General features: G+C 32.7%; 15 protein-coding genes and 1 tRNA gene. 9 read left to right on the forward strand and 7 right to left on the reverse strand.

Features of this window, described 5'->3' with window-relative positions; all coding sequences use genetic code 11:
• The first annotated feature begins 36 nt into the window (after positions 1-36).
• A complete protein-coding gene (locus Q0820_RS02515) occupies positions 37-3,810 on the forward strand; it encodes a reprolysin-like metallopeptidase (protein WP_298484792.1) in 3,774 nt (1,257 codons plus the stop codon).
• The gene (locus Q0820_RS02520) at positions 3,807-4,493 is read left to right on the forward strand and encodes a hypothetical protein (protein ID WP_298484794.1); all 687 of its coding nucleotides are present in this window, start codon (positions 3,807-3,809) and stop codon (positions 4,491-4,493) included. Before Q0820_RS02515 ends, Q0820_RS02520 begins: the two co-directional genes overlap by 4 nt.
• Here Q0820_RS02520 and pth read toward each other — a convergent pair whose 3' ends face one another.
• From pth to Q0820_RS02535, 3 genes are all read right to left on the reverse strand, one after another.
• Complete coding sequence (gene pth, locus Q0820_RS02525; protein ID WP_298484796.1) at positions 4,494-5,123, reverse strand: aminoacyl-tRNA hydrolase; 630 nt, start codon at positions 5,121-5,123, stop codon at positions 4,494-4,496.
• A 79-nt stretch (positions 5,124-5,202) separates the two neighbouring features.
• The gene (locus Q0820_RS02530) at positions 5,203-5,820 is read right to left on the reverse strand and encodes a 50S ribosomal protein L25/general stress protein Ctc (protein ID WP_298484798.1); all 618 of its coding nucleotides are present in this window, start codon (positions 5,818-5,820) and stop codon (positions 5,203-5,205) included.
• A 47-nt stretch (positions 5,821-5,867) separates the two neighbouring features.
• Positions 5,868-6,809 (reverse strand): ribose-phosphate pyrophosphokinase, encoded by a 942-nt coding sequence (locus Q0820_RS02535; protein WP_298484799.1) that lies wholly within the window; start codon positions 6,807-6,809, stop codon positions 5,868-5,870.
• Between the two features lie 152 nt (positions 6,810-6,961).
• On the opposite strand from Q0820_RS02535, the gene Q0820_RS02540 reads away from it, so the two are divergent.
• Positions 6,962-7,041: transfer RNA gene (locus tag Q0820_RS02540), tRNA-Leu, on the forward strand.
• A 57-nt stretch (positions 7,042-7,098) separates the two neighbouring features.
• Here the strand turns inward: Q0820_RS02540 and Q0820_RS02545 are convergent.
• Together Q0820_RS02545 and Q0820_RS02550 are read right to left on the reverse strand one after the other, a co-directional pair.
• A complete protein-coding gene (locus tag Q0820_RS02545) occupies positions 7,099-8,085 on the reverse strand; it encodes a hypothetical protein (protein ID WP_298484801.1) in 987 nt (328 codons plus the stop codon).
• 350 nt (positions 8,086-8,435) lie between these two features.
• Positions 8,436-9,029, reverse strand: a complete 594-nt coding sequence (locus tag Q0820_RS02550) for an RNA polymerase sigma factor (protein ID WP_298484804.1) — start codon at positions 9,027-9,029, stop codon at positions 8,436-8,438.
• 121 nt (positions 9,030-9,150) lie between these two features.
• Between Q0820_RS02550 and Q0820_RS02555 the strand changes: the two genes are divergently transcribed.
• The 6 genes from Q0820_RS02555 to Q0820_RS02580 all read left to right on the forward strand — a co-directional run bounded on the left by Q0820_RS02555 (position 9,151) and on the right by Q0820_RS02580 (position 21,057).
• Positions 9,151-10,317 (forward strand): FecR family protein, encoded by a 1,167-nt coding sequence (locus tag Q0820_RS02555; RefSeq protein ID WP_298484805.1) that lies wholly within the window; start codon positions 9,151-9,153, stop codon positions 10,315-10,317.
• 143 nt (positions 10,318-10,460) lie between these two features.
• Positions 10,461-13,943, forward strand: a complete 3,483-nt coding sequence (locus Q0820_RS02560) for a TonB-dependent receptor (RefSeq protein ID WP_298484807.1) — start codon at positions 10,461-10,463, stop codon at positions 13,941-13,943.
• A gap of 24 nt (positions 13,944-13,967) precedes the next feature.
• Entirely contained in the window at positions 13,968-15,803 is a 1,836-nt protein-coding gene (locus tag Q0820_RS02565) for a RagB/SusD family nutrient uptake outer membrane protein (protein WP_298484809.1), read from the forward strand.
• Between the two features lie 130 nt (positions 15,804-15,933).
• On the forward strand, positions 15,934-19,308 hold the full coding sequence (locus tag Q0820_RS02570; protein WP_298484811.1) for a VCBS repeat-containing protein: 3,375 nt from the start codon (positions 15,934-15,936) through the stop codon (positions 19,306-19,308).
• 16 nt (positions 19,309-19,324) lie between these two features.
• The gene (locus tag Q0820_RS02575; RefSeq protein WP_298484813.1) at positions 19,325-19,894 is read left to right on the forward strand and encodes a beta-galactosidase; all 570 of its coding nucleotides are present in this window, start codon (positions 19,325-19,327) and stop codon (positions 19,892-19,894) included.
• A gap of 62 nt (positions 19,895-19,956) precedes the next feature.
• Complete coding sequence (locus Q0820_RS02580; RefSeq protein WP_298484815.1) at positions 19,957-21,057, forward strand: DUF5597 domain-containing protein; 1,101 nt, start codon at positions 19,957-19,959, stop codon at positions 21,055-21,057.
• Positions 21,058-21,167: 110 nt separating this feature from the next.
• Here the strand turns inward: Q0820_RS02580 and Q0820_RS02585 are convergent, their stop codons facing one another.
• A complete protein-coding gene (locus tag Q0820_RS02585; protein ID WP_298484817.1) occupies positions 21,168-24,497 on the reverse strand; it encodes a VCBS repeat-containing protein in 3,330 nt (1,109 codons plus the stop codon).
• Positions 24,487-24,897, reverse strand: coding sequence for a hypothetical protein (locus Q0820_RS02590; protein ID WP_298484819.1), 411 nt, complete (start codon positions 24,895-24,897; stop codon positions 24,487-24,489). Before Q0820_RS02590 ends, Q0820_RS02585 begins: the two co-directional genes overlap by 11 nt.
• Positions 24,898-25,312: the final 415 nt, after the last annotated feature.

Below are 25,312 nucleotides of genomic sequence, written 5' to 3' on the forward strand. Positions count from 1 at the left end.
AAGGCTTATCTTTGATTTAGAGATAAAAGACCATTAATGCTTACAAAATTACGTCTACTTTTTTCAATTACCATAGTATTTCTTTCCTTTTACGGATCTGCACAGAGTAATTACTGGAAACAAGAGGTTTCTAGTAACTCCATAAAAAAAGCTTATGCCAAACAATACAAGGTAAAAAAAGGAAAAACATTTACATTTAACGCAAGTAATTTTAAATCTCAATTAAAGTCTGGTGTACATTCTAAAAACAACGGAATCTCTATATATCTACCTAATGAAAATGGAGTACAAGAAGCTTTTCTGGTAAAAGAGTCTTCGGTTTTATCTCCAATTCTTGCAACTAAATACCCTAATATAAAGTCTTACACAGGGTACTCTATTAACAACCCGCAAGACAAAGTTCGTTTTAGTATTTCTCATAAAGGAATACAAAGCATGGTTGTTCATGGTAATAAATCCGGAAATACATACATAGAACATGTTAAGGGTAACACCTATGTTTCTTATAAGAGAGATAAAGAAAATAAAACCGAAAAAGATTTTATTTGCAAAACAAAAGCCTCTATTACAAACAAGAGTTCTTCGCAAGCTCTTAGACCTGTAGATGATCAGAAATTAAGAAAATACCGTCTAGCGGTTTCTACCACAGGAGAATACACCACTTTTCATGGCGGTACTGTTACAGATGCTTTAGCTGCAATAAATGCAACTGTAACAAGACTTAACCAGGTTTTTGAAACAGATTTAGCAATTACCTTAGAACTAGTTTCAAATACCGATGAAGTAATTTATACGGATCCAGAAACAGATCCTTATGATGGTAATTTAAACACACAAACACAAAGTACCTTATCTAGTATTATAGAAGAAGAAAATTATGACATAGGGCATCTTTTTCATTTAGATGCTGCAAATGGTAATGCTGGTTCTATAGGTTCTGTGTGCCAAGATGGTAAAAAAGGAAGTGCTTTTTCATCGCACCCAAACCCTACAGGAGATTTATTTGATTTAGATTATGTAGCGCATGAAATGGGGCATCAATTTGGAGCAAACCATACATGGTCTCATGAATCTGAAGGAACTTTAGTACAAGTAGAACCCGGAAGTGGAACCACAATAATGGGGTATGCTGGTATTGTAGGCGACAATAATGTAGCCTCTAACGGAGATGGTTATTTTCATTACTGGAGTATTGTACAAATTGTAAATTATGTAAAAACTACCAATTGCGCTGTAGAAACAGATTTAACAAATTTGCCTCCCACAATTACTTTAACAGGTAATTTTACTATTCCAAAATCTACCCCTTTTGTTTTAACAGGTAATGCCACAGATACAGACCCCACAGATGTACTAACCTATACTTGGGAACAAATTGATAATGGTGTTATTACACAAGCTACATTTGGTCCAACCAGTGTAAGTGGCGCTAATTTTAGATCCCAAATTCCTTCTACAAGTCCAGAACGTTATTTCCCAAAACTTTCTAGCATTTTAACTGGGCAACTAACCCAAACTATGCCAACCATAAATTCTGCATGGGAAACCTTATCTGAGGTAGAAAGAGAGTTAAATTTTGCACTCACCGTAAGAGATAATGCTTCTGGAGGCGGACAAGTGGTTACAGACCTTGTTGAAGTTTCTGTTAGTGGTAATGCAGGGCCTTTTAAAGTTACCTCACAAACCACAAATGAAGTTTTAAAAGCAGGTTCCACCCAAACTATTCTTTGGGATGTAGCAAATACTGATAAAGCCCCAATAAATACAACAAAAGTAGATATATTATTATCTACAGATGGAGGGCTAACATACCCTATTACATTAAGTGATGATGTTGTAAATGACGGAGAACATAAAATAATTATTCCAGGCGTTGCTACAACACAAGCTAGAGTTATGGTTAAAGCTAGTAACTCTATTTACTTTGCAATAAATGATACTAACTTTACTATTGAAGAAAGTGAAGTTGTTCTAAACTTTACAAACTTAGAATATGAAGTTTGCTCTCCAGGTGATGTTACCACAACTTTTAACTATGAAACTTATTTAGGTTTTTCTGAAGAAAGCACTTTTAGTGTCACGTCTCCTCCTCCTGGTTTAGGCATAACTTTCTCTCCGGAAACTGCAACACTAAATGATACTGAAGTTACAATATCATTTACAAATATTGGTTCTTTAACTCCTGGCACCTATCCTATAGAAATAGTATCTACGGCAACAACACAAACAAAAACAGTTGTGTTAGAGTTAAATATATTTGACAACTCTTTTAACCCAGTAATTCTACAAAGTCCCATAAATGGTATAGAAGACACCTCAAAAAATATTACACTAGAGTGGGAAAGCAACCCCGAATACACCTCTTACGATATAGAAATAGCCACCGATGATTTATTTACGACTATTATAGATAGCAAAACCCTAATTTCTAATACATATAGTCCACTTTCTCTATCCTATGAGACTACTTATTATTGGCGTGTAAAACCAAAAAACGTATGTGGCGAAGGAACTTTTAGCGAACCTTTTAGTTTTTCTACCATAAAATTCAGTTGTAAAACAAAAAGCGCTGTAGGTCTTCCATTAGAGATTTCTGCAGAAGGGACTCCAACAGTAAATTCTAAAATTTCTTTTTTTGAAGACATAAACTTATCCGATATAAATGTAAGTTTAGAAATAGACCATAACTATTTATCCGATATTGTTGTTAATTTAATTTCCCCTCAAGGAACTAAAGTAGCACTAGTTTCTAGTTCTTGTGGAGATTTAAAAAACATTAATGCCACTTTTGATGATGATGCTAACAGTTTTACTTGTGGAGGAAACCCTGCCATAAATGGAACTGTAAAACCTTTAGGCTCTTTAAGTTCCTTAATTGGTGAATCTATAAAAGGAGATTGGACACTACAAATAAATGATAACGCCAGTGATGATGGCGGTTTTCTTAAAGCTTTTTATATAGAAGTTTGTGTTGAAGGTGAATTTAGACCCGATGAAGATAATGACGGTGTTTTTGATGATGGAGACGATTTATGCCTTGGTACCCCAGAAGGTTTAGAAGTAGATGAAAATGGATGCACTGTTTATCTTTTTCCAAATACAAATTTTGCGGTTTCTACGCAAAGTGAAGCCTGTAGAAATAGTAATGATGGGCAAATTAGTATTGATGCTACGCTTCCCTTAGAATATACCATAGTAATAACTGGTGATACTCTAAATTCTACGGATAATTTTAATACAAATAATTACACCTTAAATAATTTAAGTGCTGGAGAGTATACTATCTGCATTACAGGAACAGATGGTAACATAACATACAATGAACATTGTTTTACTGTAAGTATTACAGAACCCGAAGCACTTAATGTAAGTTCTAAAGCCGCTATTACTAAAAATACGACAACACTATTTTTATCTGGGTCTAATTTATATAACATTGAGCTTAATGGCATAGTTACCCAAACCACTAAAAGCGAAATTGACATAACATTAAAAGAAGGTACCAACACCCTAAAAGTATATACTAACATACCATGCCAGGGTGTTCATGAAGAAAACATATTTATTTCTAGTACAGCTATAATGTATCCTAACCCTATGACCTCTATAGCCAATTTATATATTGGGACTAACCTAGAAGAAGTAGCGGTAAAAATATTTTCTAATACTGGACAATTAATTAAAAGTAAAACATACAACTATATTTCTAATGAAATAGAATTAGACCTTAGTAGTTTACCAATAGGAATTTATTTTGTTTCTTATAGTAGCAAAGATTTAAAAGGGACTTTAAAAGTAATTAAGCAATGAGAATTTTAGCCGCACTTATATTTAGTTTTTTTGTTTGTGCATGCAGCAAAAAATCTGACTCGCCACCAAATCCTCCGCAAAGTACGCAACTAACGTATCCTGATAAAAACTCAGAATGTACTACAGGTATATCAATTAGTGATGATGTTAGCGAAGTAGAATTTAGATGGCAATCGTCTGCAGATACCGAAGTATATGAACTACAAGTAACAAACTTAACATCAGGTACCTCACAATCTATTAACACCCCCAATACAACCGCTAGAGTGCCTTTAGATAAAGGAGCTCCATATACATGGAAAGTACTTTCTAAAAACTCTAAAACTAGTGGCTCTGCTTCTAGTGAAACTTGGGCTTTTTACAATGCTGGTTTTATTACTGCATTTGCGCCTTTCCCCGCAGAGATACTTACTCCTAAAATAGGAGATAATGCCTTTGTAGATATAAATAATGAAGTTACACTAGAATGGGCTGGCTCCGATTTAGATAATGATATTGATAGTTTTCAACTTTACTACGGAACAGAAAATCCGCCAACAACACTATTAGAAACCACTACTTCTGGAATAACAGAATATAAAGTAACCGCAGTTGCAGATACGGTATATTACTGGAAAATAATTACTACAGATAAAGAAGGAAACACTTCAGATTCTGGTATTTTTAGCTTTAAAGCACTTTAATTACTTTCCGTTAAACTGGTTCATTGTATTTTTTACTCCAGATAACACAAAAGATGTTATAAGGTTTGATGCTTTTTCTAAACGCTCTTTTAATGCTTTATTTTCTTCTGCATTCCATTCTCCAAGGACGTAATCTACTTGCTTTCCTTTTCCAAAATCGGCTCCTACACCAAACCTAAACCTATTATAAGAAGCAGTTTGTAAAACTTCCTGCGTACTTTTTAATCCGTTATGACCACCGTCACTGCCTTTAGTTTTTAGCCTAAAGGTTCCAAATTCTAGGTTTATATCATCAGTAATTATCAATATATTTTCTAATGGAATTTTCTCTTTGTCCATCCAATATTTAATAGCCTTTCCACTTAAATTCATATAGGTAGAAGGTTTTAAACATAGAATGCTTCTTCCTTTTACTTTAGCTATTGCTATGTCTCCCAATTTTTGAGTTTCAAAAGAAGCTTCTTTATCTGCAACAAAAGTGTCTAATACTTTAAAGCCTATATTATGCCTTGTTTCTGCATATTCATTTCCAATATTCCCTAAACCAACGACTAAAAATTTCTTCATTATATCTAATTCTTCTAAATAGGTAGTATTCTTACCAAACAGTAATTTTATTATAGATAGCATACGTTAAAATGTGATGCTATAAAAATACAAAAGCATCCTATAAAAATAGGATGCTTTTGTATACTTATAAGAATTTTGCTTATTCTGCAGCAGCTTCTGCTGGCGCTTCTGCTCCTTCTTCTCCTTCTTCTTCATCGTCTTCTACTACTGTATTACGAGAAGTCTTAACCTGTACAACTACAGTGTTATCTGGGTGAAGTAATGTAAAATCATCGCTCTTTAAGGATGCAACTTTTATATTTCCACCAATTTTAAGTTCAGAAATATCTACATCAAAGAAATCTACCAAGTTTGCTGGTAAAGCTTTAACAGTAAGTTTTCTATTTCTAAACAATAAACGCCCACCATTTTTAACCCCTGGAGAGTTACCTAACAATCTTACAGGTATAGACATTGTAACTTCTTTGTCTGCAAATAATTGGTAAAAATCTATGTGGATAATTTTATCGGTTACAGGGTGAAACTGTATATCTTGCATGATAGCATCTACCTTAGTTCCGTTTTCCAACTCAATCACAACAGTGTGTGCGTTTGGAGTGTAAACCAAATCTCTAAATGATAATTCATCTGCTGAAAAATGTAATGGTTTTTCCCCTCCGTATACTACGCAAGGAACCTTTCCAGCATTACGTAAGGCTTTTGTTGCTTTTTTGCCTACGCTTTCTCTTTCTGATCCTTTAATTGTAATTGACTTCATTATATATATTAAAAATTAATAATTCTTTTTTTAAGTTCTAATTTATACTACATTAAAAACTTAGAACTTATAGAAGTATTGCTCTGTACTCTATTCATAACATCTGCAAATAGTGCAGCACAGCTTAATACTTTTACTTTTTTACTATCTTTTCTTGTTGGTATAGAATCGGTAATTATTAGTTCTGATAATTTAGATTTTTCTATTTTATCATAAGCATCACCCGATAATAAACCATGCGTTGTAATTGCTCTTACACTCAAAGCTCCTCTTTCCATCATTAAATCTGCTGCTTTGGCCAATGTCCCTGCTGTATCTACCATATCATCTACTAAAACAACATTCTTTCCTTGCACATCACCAATTAACTCCATATGCGAAATTACATTGGCTTTTGCTCGCTGTTTGTAGCAAATAACCACATCACTCTTTAAAGCCTTAGAATAAGCATATGCTCTTTTAGAGCCTCCCATATCTGGAGATGCAATTGTTAAATTCTCTAGATTTAAATTTCTTAGGTATGGTAAAAATAAGGTCGATGCAAATAAATGGTCTACTGGCTTTTCAAAGAAACCTTGTATTTGATCTGCATGCAAATCCATTGTAATAATACGAGTTGCACCAGCAGTCTCTAACATTTTAGCAACAAGTTTTGCTGCAATAGGAACTCTAGGCTTGTCTTTACGATCTTGCCTTGCCCATCCAAAATATGGCATAACAGCAGTAATATGCCTTGCAGATGCACGTTTAGCAGCATCTAACATTAACAACATTTCCATTAAGTTTTCTGAACTTGGATTTGTGGATCCAATTATGAAGACTCTAGCTCCACGAACAGATTCTTCAAAAGAAGGTTGAAATTCACCATCACTATATCTTGAAAATTTAACTTTCCCCAAAGCAGCCCCAAATTTTTTAGCAATCTTCTGTGCTAATTCGGTACTTTGTGTGCAAGCAAAAATCTTAGGTTCTGGTACTTGGTAAGGCATAGCTAATGTATTGTTCCCTAGTTTATTAAACTTCCTTTTAATTAAAGAGGTGCAAATTTAGAAATTTATTTGTGTAACCGCATTATAATTGTGTCTTTTTTTAACCTTAAAACAAATTTATTTTATAATTTTGCAATCCTCTTACAGATAATGCTCGAGTGGCGGAACTGGTAGACGCGCTGGATTCAAAATCCAGTTCTTCGGAGTGTGGGTTCGATTCCCACCTCGAGTACAACAAAACCCTAACAATTAACTTGTTAGGGTTTTCTTTTTTCTTTTACAAAAAATACTATTTATTTACACTAATACTTACCGCCTCGCAACTCTTTAAATCGGAATTTAAAATAATATCTTCAGAGGTAGTGGTTCCGTCTGAAATTTTTAAAGAAACTGTATTGGGAGGTGCGCTACCTAAATTATGAGCATATAAAAACAAATCGTTAGGTTTATTTGGATCTACTTTAATTTTAATTTCTTTTTTCCAATAGGTTAAATAATATTTAGATAATACTGGTTCTCCGTTTAAATATATAGAAACAATATCACCATCTTGCCTTCCGTGATCCCAGATATATACACTAATTTCTGTGCCATCAAAAGATAAATCATTTACATAAGTAATATTTCTACCTACAAACTCTTCTCTAAGCTTAGGTTTTTCTGGAATTACATTTTCTTTTACAGCAACAGTTGTTTCCTTTTCTTTTGCAGCAACCTTTTCTACTCTCTTAGCCTCTTCTTTCTTTTTAGCATCTGCTAACTTTTTGGCTTTACGTTCTTTTTTTTCTAATCTTCTTAATTCATTTTTAGATAAACTTTCTGGTTTAGCTTGCTTTGGTTGTGCTACCACAACCGCTCGTTCTGAAACTACAGGAGAATTCTTAACTTCTTTTTGTATAGAAAAAAATGGTGTCGCAAATTTTGCTATCTTAAATTTATCATCCGGAAATAGTTCAATACCCATTACTTTGTAATGATTACCAGCTCCTATATTTTTTGCAAATTTTATATTGGTAGCAGTTCCCGTATTTGGAAAAATACCTAGCTCTTGCACTACCATCTCATCTCTAATAAGAAAAAAACGAATATTTTTTTCTTCTCCAATATGTTGCGTAGACCATTCTAAAGTAGCACCATCAGACAGTTTCCAAACAGTAGTAGCATTTGGACTTGCAATATTTAAAACAGACCGTTCTTGTGCATGTAACGTACCTAAAAACACAGTAGTTAACATAAATAACAAGAAACTATAAAGGGGGAATATTTTAGTCTTCATTAGAAAATGGTTATAGGTAATCTTTAATGTTTAGAATAAATAAACGTTTTTAACTTCTAAATGTTTGATTATTGGTTAATTATTTAATAAAAAAATAAAAATTTATCCTAAGTATTTGGTAACCTCTATACTTTAATTAGCAAAGGTGATTAAAATATTAGGCTATCTATATTTATACCAGCAAAAAGCAAAACTCCTCGGTAAAATGCAGGCTTTAGTAAAAAAATTAATTTGATTTAATGTAGAAAATATTTTTAGACTATTCTATTCTTTAAACAAAACAGATGAATTACATAATTTTTGAAAATGCAACAGAAGAAAATTGCTTTTACTAAGATTACACGTTACAATTAATCTACTTTTTGGGTAAAACTAATTCCAAATAATAGAAAAAGAGAAATTTCAACCTTACCGTCTAATTTATTTTTGAGTATTGTAAAAGCCTTTGTAATATGAGCTTCTACCGTTTTAATAGATATATTTAAATATTCTGATATTTCCATATTGGTAAGCCCCTCTTTTTTGCTAAGCGAAAATATTTGCTTGCATTTGGGAGGTAATTTCTCAACTTCCTTAGTTACTAGTTGTATTAATTCTTCAAGGCTTTTTTCATCTATTTTTTCAATTTCTTGGTGCAAGGCTTCATAATATTTCATTTGTAAAAGCATCATAGCTTTATCCTTCTTATAAGTATTTACAAATTCATTATAAACAGATTTATATAGGAAACTTTGAATTGTATATTCATGATTTAACTTTTTGCGATACTGCCAAGTTTTTAAAAATACATTTTGAACAATATCTTGAGCCAAGCTATGGTCATCTAATAAAGTTAAAGCATAAGCGTGCAATCTTCTATGGTATTTGTCTAGTAAAAACATGTATGCTTTTTCATCGCCTTTTTTTAAAAAATATATAAGTGACTTGTTATCGTTTAAATCCATAATTTAAAACACTTTTAAAATGACAATAATAACTGTGAATAAATACGAATTTAAAAAAAAAAATAACAAAACATTAGGGTATTGCTATTTAGACTTGTAATACAAATAACAAATTAGTTTAATGAGTACTCCTGAAATTAAGAATTTTCTTACTAAATTTATTAACAAATTTGCAAAAAGCAAAGAGTTAGATGCGCTTAATACATGGGTTTCGAATTCTTCTAACACACCTATTTTTGAAAAATATATAAAGGCCCATTACGCCATTACTATTAGTATGAACAACCCAGATTCTAGTAAAATTAGAGAGCGCTTACTTAAAGAAATTAGGAAAGATAAAAAACTTGTACATAAAAAAAGAGTACAGTCAATATTTAAATACGCAGCAATATCTATTGTTTTTATTGGTGTTGGTTATTTTTTTCAAAATGTTTTTTTACAAAAAGAAACAAATAATATAGTTATTCCGAAGGAAGAATTTATAACCTTAGAACTTGAAAATGGAAATATTCAAGTAATCTCCGAAGACGGTTCCTCAACTGTTGTAGATAATAATGGAAAAGTAGTTGGGGCGCAACAAGGAGATAAATTAGTCTATAAAAATGATAAAGATGTTCAAAAATTAGTGTACAATAAATTGACGGTACCCTATGGGAAAAAATTTGATTTAATTTTATCTGATGGCACAACAGTATTTTTAAATTCTGGCAGTTCTATAAAATACCCTGTTAAATTTATTCAAGGTCATAATAGACAAGTTTTTTTAAATGGTGAAGCTTTTTTTGATGTTGCAAAAGATAAAAATCATCCTTTCGTTGTAGACACTAAAGAGTTAAACGTACAAGTTTTAGGAACCAAATTTAATATACAATCCTACGAAGAGGATTCTAAAGTTGATGTTATTTTAGTGGAAGGTAGTGTTGGTTTAGATGCTCAAAAAAAACTTAATTACAAAGAAAATGACCTTGTTTTAGAGCCTGGATTTAAAGGGTCTTTTAACAAAAGACAAAAAAACATTACATCTAAAAAGGTTAACACATCTATCTATACATCTTGGATGACAGGAACAGTAGTTTTTAGAAATACTCCATTTAGAGAAATTGTAAAAAAATTAGAACGGTTATACAATGTTACTATTATCCTAAACAATAAAGACCTTATTGATAATGAAAATTTTAATGCAAGTATTGAAGTAGAAAATGAAACTATAGAACAAGTTTTAAACTACTTTAATAAAGTGTATGAGATTGAATATAAGATTATTAACAATGAAATTTTAATTAACTAATAACTAAACTATATGAATTAACTAACTCTTTTTTATTACCAATTGTCTTAAACTAAAAAATTGAGGAATGCTGGAACATCCCTCAATCTAACTAAGGCAATTTATTTACAAAAAACAAACTACCAAAAAAACACTCTTAAAGTATGAAAAAACAACTCAATCCCAATGGTATTATGCCGTGGGGAATCAAACTGAATTTAAAAATGAAGTTATCACTTCTTTTTCTTTTAACAACTGCACTATCCTTACAGGCAAATTCTGCATACTCTCAAAAAAATAAAATTACCTTAAATTTAAACAATGTTAGCGTTTCATCAGTAATTGACGAAATAGAAGCTAACTCAAAATTTAAGTTTATTTTTAAAACAAATGTAGTAAACTTAGATAGAAAAGTATCTATTAATGCTAATAAGGAAGACATTGGTAATGTTCTTAATAGGGTCTTTAAGAACACTAAGACCTCCTTTGAAATAGATAGTAGGAAAATATTACTTTATAAATCTAATAAAGTGCCTACAAAAGAATCAGATATTTCATTTATTAGCACGCAGAATAGTATTAGTGGTGTTATTATAGACGAATTAGGGCAACCTTTACCAGGAGCTAGTATTATTGAAAAAGGTACTACGAATGGAGTAACTACAGATTTTGATGGAATCTTCTCTTTAACCTTAACAGGTGATAATCCTGTTATAGTAGTATCCTACATAGGCTACTCTATTCAAGAAATTGTAGTAGCTAATAAAACGCAATTAAATATTAAAATGCAGCCAGATTCTGCGGCTTTAGAAGAAGTTGTTGTAGTTGGGTACGGTACGCAAAAAAAAGAAACAATAACGGGTGCTGTTGCTTCCGTAAAAGGAGTAGAACTTACCAAGTCACCTGCAGTGAACCTTACGAATAGTCTTGCAGGTAGAGTTCCTGGTTTATTTATTACGCAACAAAGTGCAGAGCCAGGACAGGATAATGCAGACATTAGAATTAGAGGTATAAATACCTATAATAATTCCAATGCATTAGTGGTTATTGATGGTATTCCAGATAGAGCTGGAGGTTTGGCACGTATAAACCCCGCCGATATTGATAATATTTCTGTTTTAAAAGATGCATCTGCTGCTATATATGGTGCAAGAGCTGCAAACGGAGTAATTCTAGTTACTACCAAAAAAGGGAAGCAAGGCAGAACAGAAATTAGTTATTCTTTTAACCAGGGTTGGTCAAAACCAACTGTACTGCCAGATATGGCTGATGCCCCTCAATATGCGGAATTACTTAACGAGTTAAGAGTTTATCAACTCCCAACAAATCAGTGGCAAGGGGCTACGGATGGGTTTGCATCTTCTGGTACTTTTACGCAACCAGATGGCACTGTAGTTAATGCTCCATTTTCTCCGCAGGAGATAGAGTTATTTAGAAATGGTCAAGACCCTTGGAGGTACCCAAATACGAATTGGTTCGATGAAACATTTAAAACATCAGCGCCTCAGCAAAGACATAATTTTCAAGTTTCTGGAGGAGGAGAGAAAGTACAGTATATGTCTTCTTTAGGCTACTTAAGTCAAGATGCTATATATAAAAATTCAGCAACAGGATATGAGCAATATGATGCTAGATTGAATGTGAATATGAACATAAATGAGCATGTTACATTTAACATGGGAATTATGCTACGAGAGGAAATACGTAAAGCACCAACACAAGATGTGGGCGCTATTTTTAGAATGCTAACCAGAGGTAGACCCACAGAAATTGCTACCTATCCTAATGGGCTCCCTGGGCCAGACATTGAAAACGGCCAACAGCCTGTTGTAATAACTACCAATGCAACTGGTTATGATAGAGGAAAAAGTGATTTTTTACAGACGAATGGAGTTTTAGATATAGATATTCCGTGGGTAGAAGGTTTGTCTTTACAAGGTACCGCTGCAATTGACAAAAGTTTTCATAACCAAAAAACATGGGTTACGCCATGGACCTTATATAGCTGGGATGGAACAACTTTAGGAGAAGATGGTTTGCCAGCATTGGAAGCTGGTCAAAAAGGACCACCAGAGCCCAACTTAACGCAAGTATCTTCCAATAGATTAAATATTTTTCTGGGAGCAAACATAAAGTATAAGAAAAGTATAGGTGATCATAATGTAGTGTTTCTTGCTGGATTAAATAAAGAGACAATACAAGACGAGAATATGTTTGCTTACAGAAGATTTTTTATATCGTCTGCGCTTGATAATTTAGATCAAGGAGGAGCTCTTGAGCAAAATAATGGTGGTCTTTCAAATAGCGCAGCTAGATTAAATTATTTTGGACGTGTTAATTACGATTTTAAAGAGAAGTATTTACTAGAATTTCTTTGGAGATATGATGGTTCTTACGCTTTTCCAGAAAGTAGTAGATACGGATTTTTCCCAGGTGTTTCTGCTGGTTGGGTTGTATCTGAAGAAAATTTCTTAAAAGATAGTTCGTTTATAAATTTCTTAAAATTAAAAGGTTCTTGGGGACAATTAGGAAATGATAGATACGATAATGAAGATTTTCCAACAAATCAGTTTTTACCTACCTATGCCTTTGGTACATATACTATTAACGGAGGTCAAACCACCACTTTGGCAGAAGCAGTAGTTCCTAATCCAGGAATAACTTGGGAGAAAGCTAATAACATTAATATTGGTCTAGAGGCTAAATTTTTAGAAAGACATTTAACTTTAGAATTTGATGTATTTAAAAATGTAAGAACAGATATTTTAACGCAACCAAACGCTTCATTGCCTTCTTATACAGGAATATTCCCTCCTAGACAAAATATTGGAGAGGTAGAGAATAAAGGGTTTGATTTTACTGCAGCTTATTTTAATAGCAAGGGAGATTTTACTTATAATATTGCTATTAATGGGGGCTTAGCTAAGAATAAAATAGTAAATATTGATGAGCCAGATGGTGTACTTGATCGTCAAAAAATAACAGGACATGCTATAGGTGCTCCATTAGTTTATGCTTATGATGGTGTTTTTGCTACGCAGGCAGATATTGATGCAGAAACATTAGATTATTCTGCAATTTCAAATAATTTAAGACCAGGTGATATGAAATTTAAAGATCTCTCTGGTGATGGTGCAATAACACCAGATGATCAATTTAGAACAGATAAGAGTGCATTTAATATCCCAACTTTTATGGGAGGGGTAAACATTAAATTAGGGTATAAGAATTTTGATGCTACTATCTTTATGCAAGGAGCAACTGGCTCAAGTGTACAGTTATTCTTTAATGAAGCAGGTGAAATTGGAAATTATACAGCGGATACTTATAGAAACAGATGGTCAGTAAATAACCCAAGTTCGGTACATCCAAGAATTACCAATAGAGCCGATCAATACTATAGTAGTGGCAATACGTATTGGTTAGAAGATACAGACTATTTAAGACTTAAAACTTTAGAACTAGGTTATACATTCCCAGAAGAAATTGTTGGTAAAGTAGGGCTTAGTAACATTAGGTTTTATGTAAGTGCATCTAATTTGTTTACAATATCAGATACTACATTTGATCCTGAAGGACTTCAGGCAGCTGGTAGAGATTATCCTAACCAAAAAATAATTAACACAGGATTTAAAGTCTCATTTTAAATTTATTACTAAAAAAACATACATATGAAAAATAATAATTTTATATGCATACTGGCTTTACTAATTATAACAGTCAGTTGCAACGATGATTTTACGAATGTAACACCTACAGATGGTGCTCCAGAGTCAGCTATATGGAATGACCCTGGTCTAGCAGCAGCAGCAGTTACCAATGTATACGAGAATTTGTTAACTGGAGGATTTGGACCAGAAATGTTATCTTCTTTAACCGATGAATCTGTATATATACATACAGGAGCTAGAGTTAATACAACCACAGAAGGAAGAGCTAATTCTAGTAATACTGGATTTATAGCTCAGGAAAATCAATGGGATTATATTTATGTTGGTGTAAGGAATGCTAACTTGGCTATAAAAGGCCTACAAGAAGGAGATATAGGGGATGACGCTTTAAGAGATAGGTTATTAGGAGAAGCTACGTTTTTAAGAGCTTTTTATTACCATAAATTAGTACGATTTTATGGAGGAGTACCACTAATAGATACTCCTTTTGACTTAGATTCTGATTTTAATAATCCAAGAAATACCTACGAAGAATGTATAGAGTTCATTGTAAAAGATTGTGACGCTGCATTTAGTTTATTAGACGGAGAAAGTATGGATGGAGGTAGAGCAACTGCAGATGCCGCTTTAGCTCTAAAAGCAAGAATGTTATTAGATGCTGCAAGTGATTTGCACGATGCATCTATAGCAACTGCAAACTCTTCTTTACTTGGAGGTGCTAATTTTGAACTTTTTGGGTACACTTCTGGTGACCAGCAAGCTCGTTGGGTAAGAGCAAAAAATGCAGCACAAGCTGTTTTAGATTATGCTGGAGGTTATAAAACAGGTTTGTCTGCTCCTGAATCTTTGGAAGATGCAAAAGAGAATTACATAAGTGTTTCCCTTGCTCAAAATGGAGGAGAAGAAGATATATTATGGGAAAGACAATTTAATACAGAAGGTGATGAATGGGGAGGTAAACGAATAGGCCTTTTCAATGGTCCCAATGGATACCATAACTGGGCAGGTAATGTGCCTATTCAGAACCTTATAGACGCTTATGCTATGGAGGATGGTTCAGATTTTGATTGGGATAACCCAGCTCATGCTGCTGCACCATACGAAAACAGAGAACCTAGATTTTATGCAAGTATATTGTATGATGGTGCAGATTGGAAACCAAGAACAGACGATGTTGCATCTAGAGACCCTGCTAACCAAATACAAACGGGATCGTATGAAATTAATAGTGGAATATGGCCAGGGTTAGATACAAGAGAAGGTCCTGTAGAAGATTGGAATGGAACAAGAACAGGGTATTACGTAAGAAAGTTTATAAATAATGATCCAAGTATAGTAGATTTTCAACAATTTCAAACCATACCATGGCCATTTTTTAGATATACCGAGGCTATGCTTAATTTTGTAGAAACGTGTATAGAAACAGGAGATGAAGCAAATGCAATTGCATGGTTAAACAAAGTTCGTTATAGAGCTGGCTTACCTGCTATTACAGGAGCTAGCGGTGCCGATTTAGTTACAGCGTATAGAAAAGAGCGAAGAGTAGAATTGGCATATGAAGAGTCCAGATATTTTGATATTAGAAGATGGATGATTCCTTCTGAAACACATGGAGCACCTGTAAAAATAATTAATGTTTCAGGAGCCTTAAAACCTGGAGCAAGTGTGGACACTTATGCTTATGATAAGGATAACTACGATTACACCTATACAGTGCAAGATATAGACCCAGGTTTTGAAAATAGAGTATGGTTAGATAAAATGTATTATTTGCCAATTCATATTTCCCAAATACAAGCTGACCCAAGTTTGGTTCAGAATCCTGGTTACGAGTAAGTTGAGAGTTAGTTTTGAGAACGGCTCAATATCATTTTACAATGAGGTTGGGTCGTTTTTGTTTATAACATTTTTAAATCCATAATATTACAAGTGCATTTTATAGGAAAAATTTGAAAATGAATTTAGGATGAAGAAAAACGGTTGGATATGTATTCTTATAGTATTAGTTCTATGGAGCTGTAACAAAGAAATTAAGTTATCTGGATTAAATTCAGTTAATGAAGCCATATTTACAAAACTCTCTAAAGAAGAAACTGGAATAAACTTTTCTAATGAGCTTTATGAGAATATGAAATTTAATGGTGTGCAATATGAGTACTATTATAATGGTAGTGGCTTGGCAGTTGCCGATTTTAATAACGATGGGTTAAAAGATGTGTTTTTTGTATCAACTTTAAAAAAACATCAAATTTTCTTAAACCAAGGGGATTTAAAATTCAAAGATGTAACACGATTTACAGGTATAGTATATCAGCAAAAATTTTCTGGAGGAGTTACCATTGTGGATATAAATAATGATGGGTGGATGGATGTTTATATTTCTAACTCTGGAAAATTTAAGGATAAAGAAAAAAGAAGAAATAAGCTTTATATTAATATGGGCACCAAGGGAGAACATAAAATCCCCACTTTTTCGGAACAAGGAAAAAAATACGGTTTAGATATAGCAGATTGTTCCACGCAAGCAACTTTTTTTGACTATGATAAAGATGGCGATTTAGATATGTATTTATTAAATCATTTTCCATCAACATACCCTGATAATACAACTATTGAAGAATTATTAAATGTAGACGGTGGTGTTTCTAACGATAGGTTGCTACGAAATGATACTAATTATTTTACAGATATAAGTAAGGAAGCAGGCATCATACATAATCGTTTAGAGTACGGATTGGGTGTGGCAATAGGAGACGTAAATAACGATTCTTGGCCAGATATTTATGTATCTAATGATTACTCCGGGAAAGACCATCTATATATGAATAATGCAGATGGCACTTTTACAGATAGAATTTTAGAAGCTACAAATAACATTTCTTTTTTTGCCATGGGAAATGACATGTCTGATATAAATAACGATGGTTGGTTAGATATTATGACGGTAGACATGATGGGAGAAAGCAATTACGATATTAAAACAAGTATGAGTGGAATGAATCCTAAAAAATTCCAGAATACAGTGGATATAGGATTACACCATCAATATATGTATAATGCATTACAAATAAATTCTGGCTTTTTAAATGAGAATAATGTACCAATATTTTCTAACCTTGCACAGTTAGCAGGAGTATCAAGAACGGATTGGAGTTGGGCACCATTATTTTTTGATATGGATAATGATGGCTTTAAAGACCTTTTTGTTTCTAACGGAATTAAAAGAGATTTTAGAAATAATGACTTTGTAAATTACATGAATAAAAAGCAAGACACTATTCTTGCAAGTAAAAAATTTATACCTAAAGATTATATTTCTGATCTCTTAGATAAGATGCCAACAAGAAAAAAAGAGAACTTTTTCTTTAAAAATAACGATGGACTTAATTTTTCAAAAATGAATAAGGTTTGGGGAGACCAAACATTAACAAGTTCTAACGGTGCTGTCTATGCAGATATGGATAATGATGGCGATTTAGATATTATTGTTAATAATACAGATGACCCTGCATTTATTTTAAAAAACAATTCAAAAGAATTAGGCTTAGGCCATAGCGTAACTATTACACTAAAAGGGCCACAAAAAAATATAGATGGTATAGGTGCTCGTGTTATGGTTACCACAGAAGAAAACAAGCAAACACAAGAATTATATTTTTCAAGAGGTTTTATGTCTGCCATGTCTAGAGAACTACATTTTGGACTTGGCACCTCATCAAAAGCAACAGTAGAAGTTATATGGCCAGACAATAAACAGCAACTTATAAAAAATGTAGATGCCAATCAATTAATTACTATAGATTATGCCGATGCAATAGCGGTATCTAAAAATGAAAATAAGGAGACTGCTAAGCATCTCTTTTCAAAAAGTAATATTCAAGGATTAGACTACAAGCATATAGAAAATAATTTTGATGATTTTTCTAGAGAAAGCCTCCTACCCCATAAAATGTCTACCGAAGGCCCATCATTAGCTGTTGGCGATATAAACGGAGATGGTTTAGACGATATTCATGTTGGAGGGGCCTTATCTAGGAAAGGAGTTGTATATATTCAAAATAAAGACGGTACTTTTTTAGAAACAAATATACCACTCATGAATAGTGAAGCTGCTTATGAAGATGTTGCATCAGAATTTATGGATGTTGATAACGACGGCGATTTAGATTTGTATGTAGTAAGTGGTGGTAATGAATATGCACAAGGATTCTCTTTTTTAGAAGATAGATTGTATGTAAATGATGGTAAAGGCAACTTTATAAAAACATCTAATGCACTACCAAAAATTGCAATAAGCGGTTCCTGCATAAAAGCAGTAGATTATGACAAAGATGGTGATACAGATTTATTTATAGGTGGCCGCCAAGTACCAGGAAAATACCCCACACCTGCAAAAAGCTATATACTCCAAAACAATAGTGCTAATGGAAAAATAGCATTTAAAGAAATAGAAGGTAATGCTACGTGGAAAAAACTAGGAATGGTTACCGATGCCGTTTGGGTAGATCTTAATAACGATTATTATTTAGATTTAGTAGTTACAGGAGAATGGATGCCTATACGAGTATTTGAAAATAATAAAGGAAAAGATTTTATAGAAAAGACAAATGACTACGGCTTTAAAAACACAAACGGGTGGTGGTATAGCCTTGCTGTGCATGACATAGACAATGACGGAGACAAAGATATTATCGCAGGAAATTTAGGCCTTAACTATAAATATAGAGCTAGTAAAGACGCTCCATTTGAAGTTTATGCTAGCGATTTTGATGCCTCTGGCAGTAATGATATTGTATTAAGTTATTACGATAATGAAAAATTGGTACCAGTTCGTGGGCGCGAATGTTCTTCTAGACAAATGCCATTTTTAAAGGAAAAATTCCCTACCTATGATGCCTTTGGAAAAGCATCAGTAAATGATATTTTTAATGAGGACCAACTAAAAAAATCTACCCATTTAAAAGCAAATATTTTTGCTACCACATTTTTTGAAAATAAGAGTGGTCATTTTATAGCACAACCCATGCAAACCGAAATTCAGTTTTCTTCGGTAAATGCTATTTTAATAGAGGATTTAGATGCAGATAGAAATATTGATATTCTAATGGCAGGAAACCTCTATGGTTCCGAAGTAGAAACACCAAGAAATGATGCTTCGCACGGCCTATTTTTAAAGGGTAAATCCAAAGGTGATTTTGACCTTATAAAAACCAACAAAAGCGGATTAATGCTCCAAGGGGAAGTAAAACACATTAAAACTATTACCATTAATAAACGTAAAAACATTATTGCAGTAAAAAATAGTGGGGCTCTAGAAATAATAGCTATCAACCCACATTAATAAAATTTAAAAAATTATGCTCTCTAATTCTAACAACACTATAAAATTCTCTTTACTCAAAACAATAGTTACTATTGTTATAGTTTCTTTTTGTATAAGTACTACAGCCCAAGATATTCCGTACCTCAAAAAAGAAAAAAATAAAACACAACTTATAGTAAATAACAAGCCATTTCTTATGCTTGCTGGGGAACTATCCAATTCTATTAGTGGTAGTATAGAACATATGCTTCCTAGCGGAAAACCATTACCAAGAAAAGAATATTCCATGGTGGGTGGTACTTTAGGAAATGACACCAGTAAAAATATGGATTATGATGGTTCCGTTTGGGATCAAATGGTAGATCTAAATGTAAATACCGTATTAGTTGCTATAAGCTGGGAAATGATTGAACCAGAAGAAGGTAAGTTTAATTTTACCGTGGTAGATGCTATACTTAAAGGAGCCCGCAAAAAAAACTTAAAAGTAATACCGCTATGGTTTGGCACCTGGAAAAACGGAATGTCTAGTTATGCGCCACTTTGGGTAAAAAAAGACTATAAAAGATTCCCTAGATCAAAAAAAAAAAAAATTCGGGCAGTGTAGAGGTTGTTTCTACCTTAAGCTTAGAAGCTCGTAATGCAGATGCCAAAGCTTTTTCAGAACTAATGAAGCATATTAAAAAAGTGGATAGCGAGCATAGAACTGTTATTATGGTACAAGTAGAAAATGAGGTTGGTCTTATGGAGGATTCTAGAGACCGTTCTGCAATTGCCGAGAAAGAATTTAAAAAGGATGTTCCTAAAGCATTAATAGAATATCTAATTAAAAATAAAAAAACACTAATGCCGCAATTAAAAGAGTTATGGGCTTCTAGTGGTTATAAAAAATCAGGCAGTTGGGAAGAAGTTTTTGGTTCAAGTGTTTGGACAGACTTGGCTTTTATGTCATGGCAATATGCTACTTACATGAATTATGTTACAAAATTGGGCAAAGAGGAATACAATTTACCAATGTTTGTTAATGCTTGGTTAGAATATGAAGGCAGTCCACTTCCTGGAGGTTTCCCAACTGGCGGACCATTACCAAGAGTAAAAGATATTTGGAAAGCTGGCGCACCAGATATAGATTTTATGAGTCCAGATATTTATGGCGGAGACTTTGTAGAATGGTGTAACCAATATACCACGCAAGGAGACCCTCTTTTTATTCCAGAAACCTGGTGGACAAAACCAGAATATGTAGGCTATATGTTATATGCTATTGGAAATTATAATACTTTGGGTGTTGCACCCTTTGGTATAGACAGGGTAAACCCTAAAGACGAACCATTACTTAGAGAAATGTATAGTGCTGTTAACTATTTATCCCCATCTATTTTAGAAAGTCAAGGAAATAAAAATAAAATAAGCGCTTTCTTATTAAACAAAGACAAACCATTTATAGAAGTTAGCATGGGAGATTATATAGTTAGAGCAGAACTGTATAAAAGAAAAGGCAGTTACAGAGTAGAAGATGCTTATGGCGTAATACTTAAAACAGGAGAGAACCATTTTACCATAACGGGAAGCAAAGCTGTTATTACCTTTATATCAAAAGATAAGAGTGTAAAAGCTGGTATTGGCACTGTAGACGAATATATAGAGGTTAATAACAAATGGATTAAAGGCCGAAGACTTGGAGGCGATGAAACTAATAGAGGGAAGGGCGTATTTCTTCCTGTGGAGGGTATAGGAATCCAGAAAGCGGAAATTTACACGTATAAATAATAGGCTATTTTTGAGTTACACCAAATAAAAAAGAGATAAGCTTTCGTAGTAATGCTTATCTCTTTTTTTATTCCTGATGTATTAGGGTTTTATTGGTTTTAAATACTCCTCTACTTTAAGTTTTTTACCCTAAATAATTGATGTTTATTGTTATTGTTTCCTATAAAAATATTCTTTCCTTCTTTAGAGTTTAAGAGCAACATTTTCCGAACATCGTTATCTGCAAAAAAACCAGTAGTAGTATTCTCTATATAATTAAAAATTCCAGTAGCATCTCCCTTATAAAATATTCCTTTTCCTGCATCTGCTCTTGTAGTTTCTACTTCAGGCATATAATTGTTACCAGCCATAAGCAAGTCTTTTTTCTGGTCTCCATCAAAATCTTCGAATAGAATAGAATTTATAGGAGCAATTTGCGCCTCATGGGAAAAAGGTTGAAACGAATAGTTATTGTTTCCTTGATTTATAAAAATACCGGATCTAAATTCTGTAGCTTTAAAATGTAAAGAGGTATTTAAACCCTCTCCAAATATATCTTTAAGATCCGCATTGGCAAAAGCATCATAGGTGGTAAATTTTTCTTTGAGAGATGGTATTTGCTCTGCGGTACAAGACTTACCACGTATAGGAACCTGATTGTCTCTGTAATATTTAGCTAAAATAATATCTTCAATACCATTGTTATCATAATCGTTGGTGTAAACATGAAAAGGCTCTTCTTTAGATGCATGAAAATTGTAATTAAGACCTAAATTTCCTGCGATAATATCTTTATCTCCGTCTTCATCTATATCTACAATCATTAATTTATTCCACCAACCAACGGTAGAAGAAAGATCCGAATAGGAATTGTTTTTAGTTAATTTTCCATTGTTATTAGTGAATACTTCAAGACCCATCCATTCCCCAGTAACTATTAAATCTAAATCTTTATCGTTATCTATATCGTTCCAAATGGCATCGGTTACCATACCAACTTTCTCTAATGACGGAGCAAGTTCTTTGGTTTGTATCTTAAATTTACCTTTTTCATTTATTAGCAAATAGCTATTAGGCGTATACGGGTATTTTCCAGGAATTACTCTACCGCCAACAAACAAATCTTGGTCCCCATCATTATCATAGTCTGCAGCAGTAACTATAGATCCCGCCGATTTTATGGATGGAATACTATTCCTAGAACGTTCAAAAATTCCGTTTCCATTGTTAATATATAATCTATCTTCTAGCATTTCTGAGTTTTCATTAAACTCATAACTACCACTAACCACATACAAGTCTAAATCATTGTCATTATCGGCATCAAAAAAAGTGGCACTAACATCTTCAAATTTTTTATCTTTTATAAAATCTGGTATGGTAACTTCTTTAAAAGTATTGTTTGGTTGTGCAAGTACTAATTTCCCTGGAGAATTATGCGCCCCACCAATATAAATATCATCTAAAGAATCGTTGTTAATATCTACTTTTACAATAGCAGGCCCAGTTTGCGACAGTTTGTGTGGTAGTAGTAATTGTTTTTTATAATCATCAAAAACTGGCTCCTCATGAGAATAGTCTATTCTTTGTTCTTTAAAAAGTACGGCTTTAGGTGTTTTTTCTTGTGCTATATTTTTTTGTGGATTGTAAGTAATAGTTACGGTTTGGTTTGCTGCAACATCTTTTAGAACTTGCGTTTTTCCATTGGGCCATAGCACCTCAACCATAGGAATTGTTTTGTTTTCCTTTAATCCAAAATGTAATTTGTTAGATACTGAAGATAAAAAACCTCTGGAACCTATGACTTGTCTTGTTTGTGTCTCTCCATTCCCCAGATGCAATTTTATAATAGTACCAATGCCTTGCTTATTTTTTTTAGGGCCATTTATATTAAATTGAACATACTTATTTGGAGAAACACTTCTAGAATTGTTTCTTAAAATGGTAGCATTATCATCAATATTATTTACAACAATATCTAAATCTCCATCATTATCTAAATCGCTATAAATAGCGCCGTTAGAAAAACTTTCTTTCTCGTTTGTCCAATCTGCAGTTTTATTTTCAAACGTTAAATCTCCCTTATTTCTAAAAATATAATTGGTTAATTTTTGTTGCGGTAATTTTTGGGTTAGTTCTAAAATCTTTTTAGCATCTAAATTATCTTTGTTTTTAGAAGCGTATGCATCTAGAGACCTAATAACATCTTTATTTACAACATCTCGGTAAATTCCATTAGTAACATAAATATCATTAAAGCCATCTAAATCAAAATCTGCAAAGAGGGTTGACCAACTCCAATCTGTTTTGGCAATTCCGCTCATATGACCAATATCACTATAGGTGCCATTACCATTATTTAATTGCAGGGTATTGTGCATGTATTGGTAATAGTAGCCTTTGTCTATCATTTTCTTAAACTTAGCAATAGAGGTCATTGCCATTGTTGTTTTAGATCTAATATAATCTTCGGGTGCCATATCTAAAACCATTACATCTTGTAATCCGTCATTATTTATATCTGCAATATCGCTACCCATACTAAAGTAAGATATGTGTTTAAATGTCTCATCTCTACCATCTTTAAAGGTGCCATCTTGGTTATTAATAAATACAAAGTCTGAGCCAACAAAATCATTAGAAACATAAATATCTGGCCAACTATCATTATTAAAGTCTCCTATTTGGGCATTTAGTCCAAATCCTAAATCTGGTAATATTCCTGCAGTAATAGATACATCGTTAAAATGACCATTTCCGTCATTATTATAAAGTTTATCACTCCCTTTAAAGGTTTTAGTTAATGGATGATTTTGAATATTTTTTTTATCTAAAACCACACCAGAAACATCAAACCTAGAAGGGGCATTGGCAATGAATAAATCTAAATCGCCATCTTTATCATAATCAAAAAAGGTAGAAGTTATAGATCTATTAGTATCTGCTATGCCATAAGATTTTGCTTGCTCTGTAAAAGTTACATCGCCATTATTAATATAAAGTAGGTTGGCTAGTTTTTTTTCATCTTCATACCACCCGGCTCTATTAATATATACATCTAAAAAACCATCATTATTAATATCTACAATAGAAATGCCTGTGTTAAATCCGTCTGTTTTTTTTATACCAGATGTAGAGGTAACATCTTCAAATTTTAAATCTCCTTTATTTAAGAAAATTTTGTTTTGATATAGGTTAGACACAAAAAAAAGGTCCTCTAACCCATCATTATTAAAATCTGCCGCTGCAACACCACTACCAATGTACATATACAAGTATTTATAATAGTATAGCTCTTCGGATTCTAAAACCTTATTTTCAAATGTAACCCCAGTAACATCTACTGGCATACTAGTAAAAAGGCTTGTAGGTGGTATGTTGTCTTCTTTCTCTTCACAAGACAAAAAGCATAAAACAACCCATAAGAAAAGGCTATGGAAATAAAATTTATTAGTGCGCATATAGTTCTGGAGTAAAAGAGATTTTGGTAACATACGATCCATATTTATCATAAAAAACATAGTCTAAAATAATGTCGTGTTTTTTAAAAGCCTCGTAATTTGGATTCTCTTTAATTTCTTCTAATAAGTAAGGGCGTATTAATGCGGTAGAAGAATCTATCTTCATATATTTTTTATCCATTCCGTAAAGCGTTTTGTAGTAGATAAAATTTGTATTGGAGATTGTACTAACACTATCTAGCCTAGAACTTTTTTTTAAATAAATGGGGCATTTTTTATTTATACTTTGAGCCACAGACGCCATTTGTTTTTCTACAGATTTTGGTTGTATAAAAAAGAGATTAATTACATATATACCAATAGAAAGTAAAGCTGCACTTACTATTATTTTCTTTTTCATTTACGAGAATTTTAACTGTAAAAACGGTTTAAACTTAGTATTCTAAAATACAAAAAATAGGGCACATTAAATTTATAGACCCTACATTTAAGCTATTACATATTATACTAACATGAGGAATAGCATATACCTTAATTTTAAGATTTGGCCTTTAAAAATTCCTGCCCAAATACACCTCCAGAAATTACCTCTAAAATAGTTTTATGAGGATATAATCTCGATGCTTTTTTACGTTACGATAGTAACTTTGTAATCCAAAAAAACGAGTTTTAACAACGAGCAGGTTACTAGTACGCTAAACTATTATCCTTTCTTATTTCCTATGGTGTATATATAATACAAATGAGAACGCTACTACCCTATGTTATAATCTTTAAAATACCGTATTTATCGATAAAATGCATATACCTTTTGG

The sequence above is a fragment of the uncultured Maribacter sp. genome (assembly GCF_947495965.1).
Classification (GTDB): Bacteria; Bacteroidota; Bacteroidia; order Flavobacteriales; family Flavobacteriaceae; genus Maribacter_B.

What these genes read in the sequence shown, in the direction of transcription:
- Q0820_RS02515 (WP_298484792.1), top strand. Translation starts at nt 37, where the DNA reads ATGCTTACAAAATTACGTCTACTTTTTTCAATTACCATAGTATTTCTT.
- Q0820_RS02520 (WP_298484794.1), top strand. Translation starts at nt 3,807, where the DNA reads ATGAGAATTTTAGCCGCACTTATATTTAGTTTTTTTGTTTGTGCATGC.
- pth (WP_298484796.1), bottom strand. Translation starts at nt 5,123, where the DNA reads ATGCTATCTATAATAAAATTACTGTTTGGTAAGAATACTACCTATTTA.
- Q0820_RS02530 (WP_298484798.1), bottom strand. Translation starts at nt 5,820, where the DNA reads ATGAAGTCAATTACAATTAAAGGATCAGAAAGAGAAAGCGTAGGCAAA.
- Q0820_RS02535 (WP_298484799.1), bottom strand. Translation starts at nt 6,809, where the DNA reads ATGCCTTACCAAGTACCAGAACCTAAGATTTTTGCTTGCACACAAAGT.
- Q0820_RS02545 (WP_298484801.1), bottom strand. Translation starts at nt 8,085, where the DNA reads ATGAAGACTAAAATATTCCCCCTTTATAGTTTCTTGTTATTTATGTTA.
- Q0820_RS02550 (WP_298484804.1), bottom strand. Translation starts at nt 9,029, where the DNA reads ATGGATTTAAACGATAACAAGTCACTTATATATTTTTTAAAAAAAGGC.
- Q0820_RS02555 (WP_298484805.1), top strand. Translation starts at nt 9,151, where the DNA reads ATGAGTACTCCTGAAATTAAGAATTTTCTTACTAAATTTATTAACAAA.
- Q0820_RS02560 (WP_298484807.1), top strand. Translation starts at nt 10,461, where the DNA reads ATGAAAAAACAACTCAATCCCAATGGTATTATGCCGTGGGGAATCAAA.
- Q0820_RS02565 (WP_298484809.1), top strand. Translation starts at nt 13,968, where the DNA reads ATGAAAAATAATAATTTTATATGCATACTGGCTTTACTAATTATAACA.
- Q0820_RS02570 (WP_298484811.1), top strand. Translation starts at nt 15,934, where the DNA reads ATGAAGAAAAACGGTTGGATATGTATTCTTATAGTATTAGTTCTATGG.
- Q0820_RS02575 (WP_298484813.1), top strand. Translation starts at nt 19,325, where the DNA reads ATGCTCTCTAATTCTAACAACACTATAAAATTCTCTTTACTCAAAACA.
- Q0820_RS02580 (WP_298484815.1), top strand. Translation starts at nt 19,957, where the DNA reads ATGAAGCATATTAAAAAAGTGGATAGCGAGCATAGAACTGTTATTATG.
- Q0820_RS02585 (WP_298484817.1), bottom strand. Translation starts at nt 24,497, where the DNA reads ATGCGCACTAATAAATTTTATTTCCATAGCCTTTTCTTATGGGTTGTT.
- Q0820_RS02590 (WP_298484819.1), bottom strand. Translation starts at nt 24,897, where the DNA reads ATGAAAAAGAAAATAATAGTAAGTGCAGCTTTACTTTCTATTGGTATA.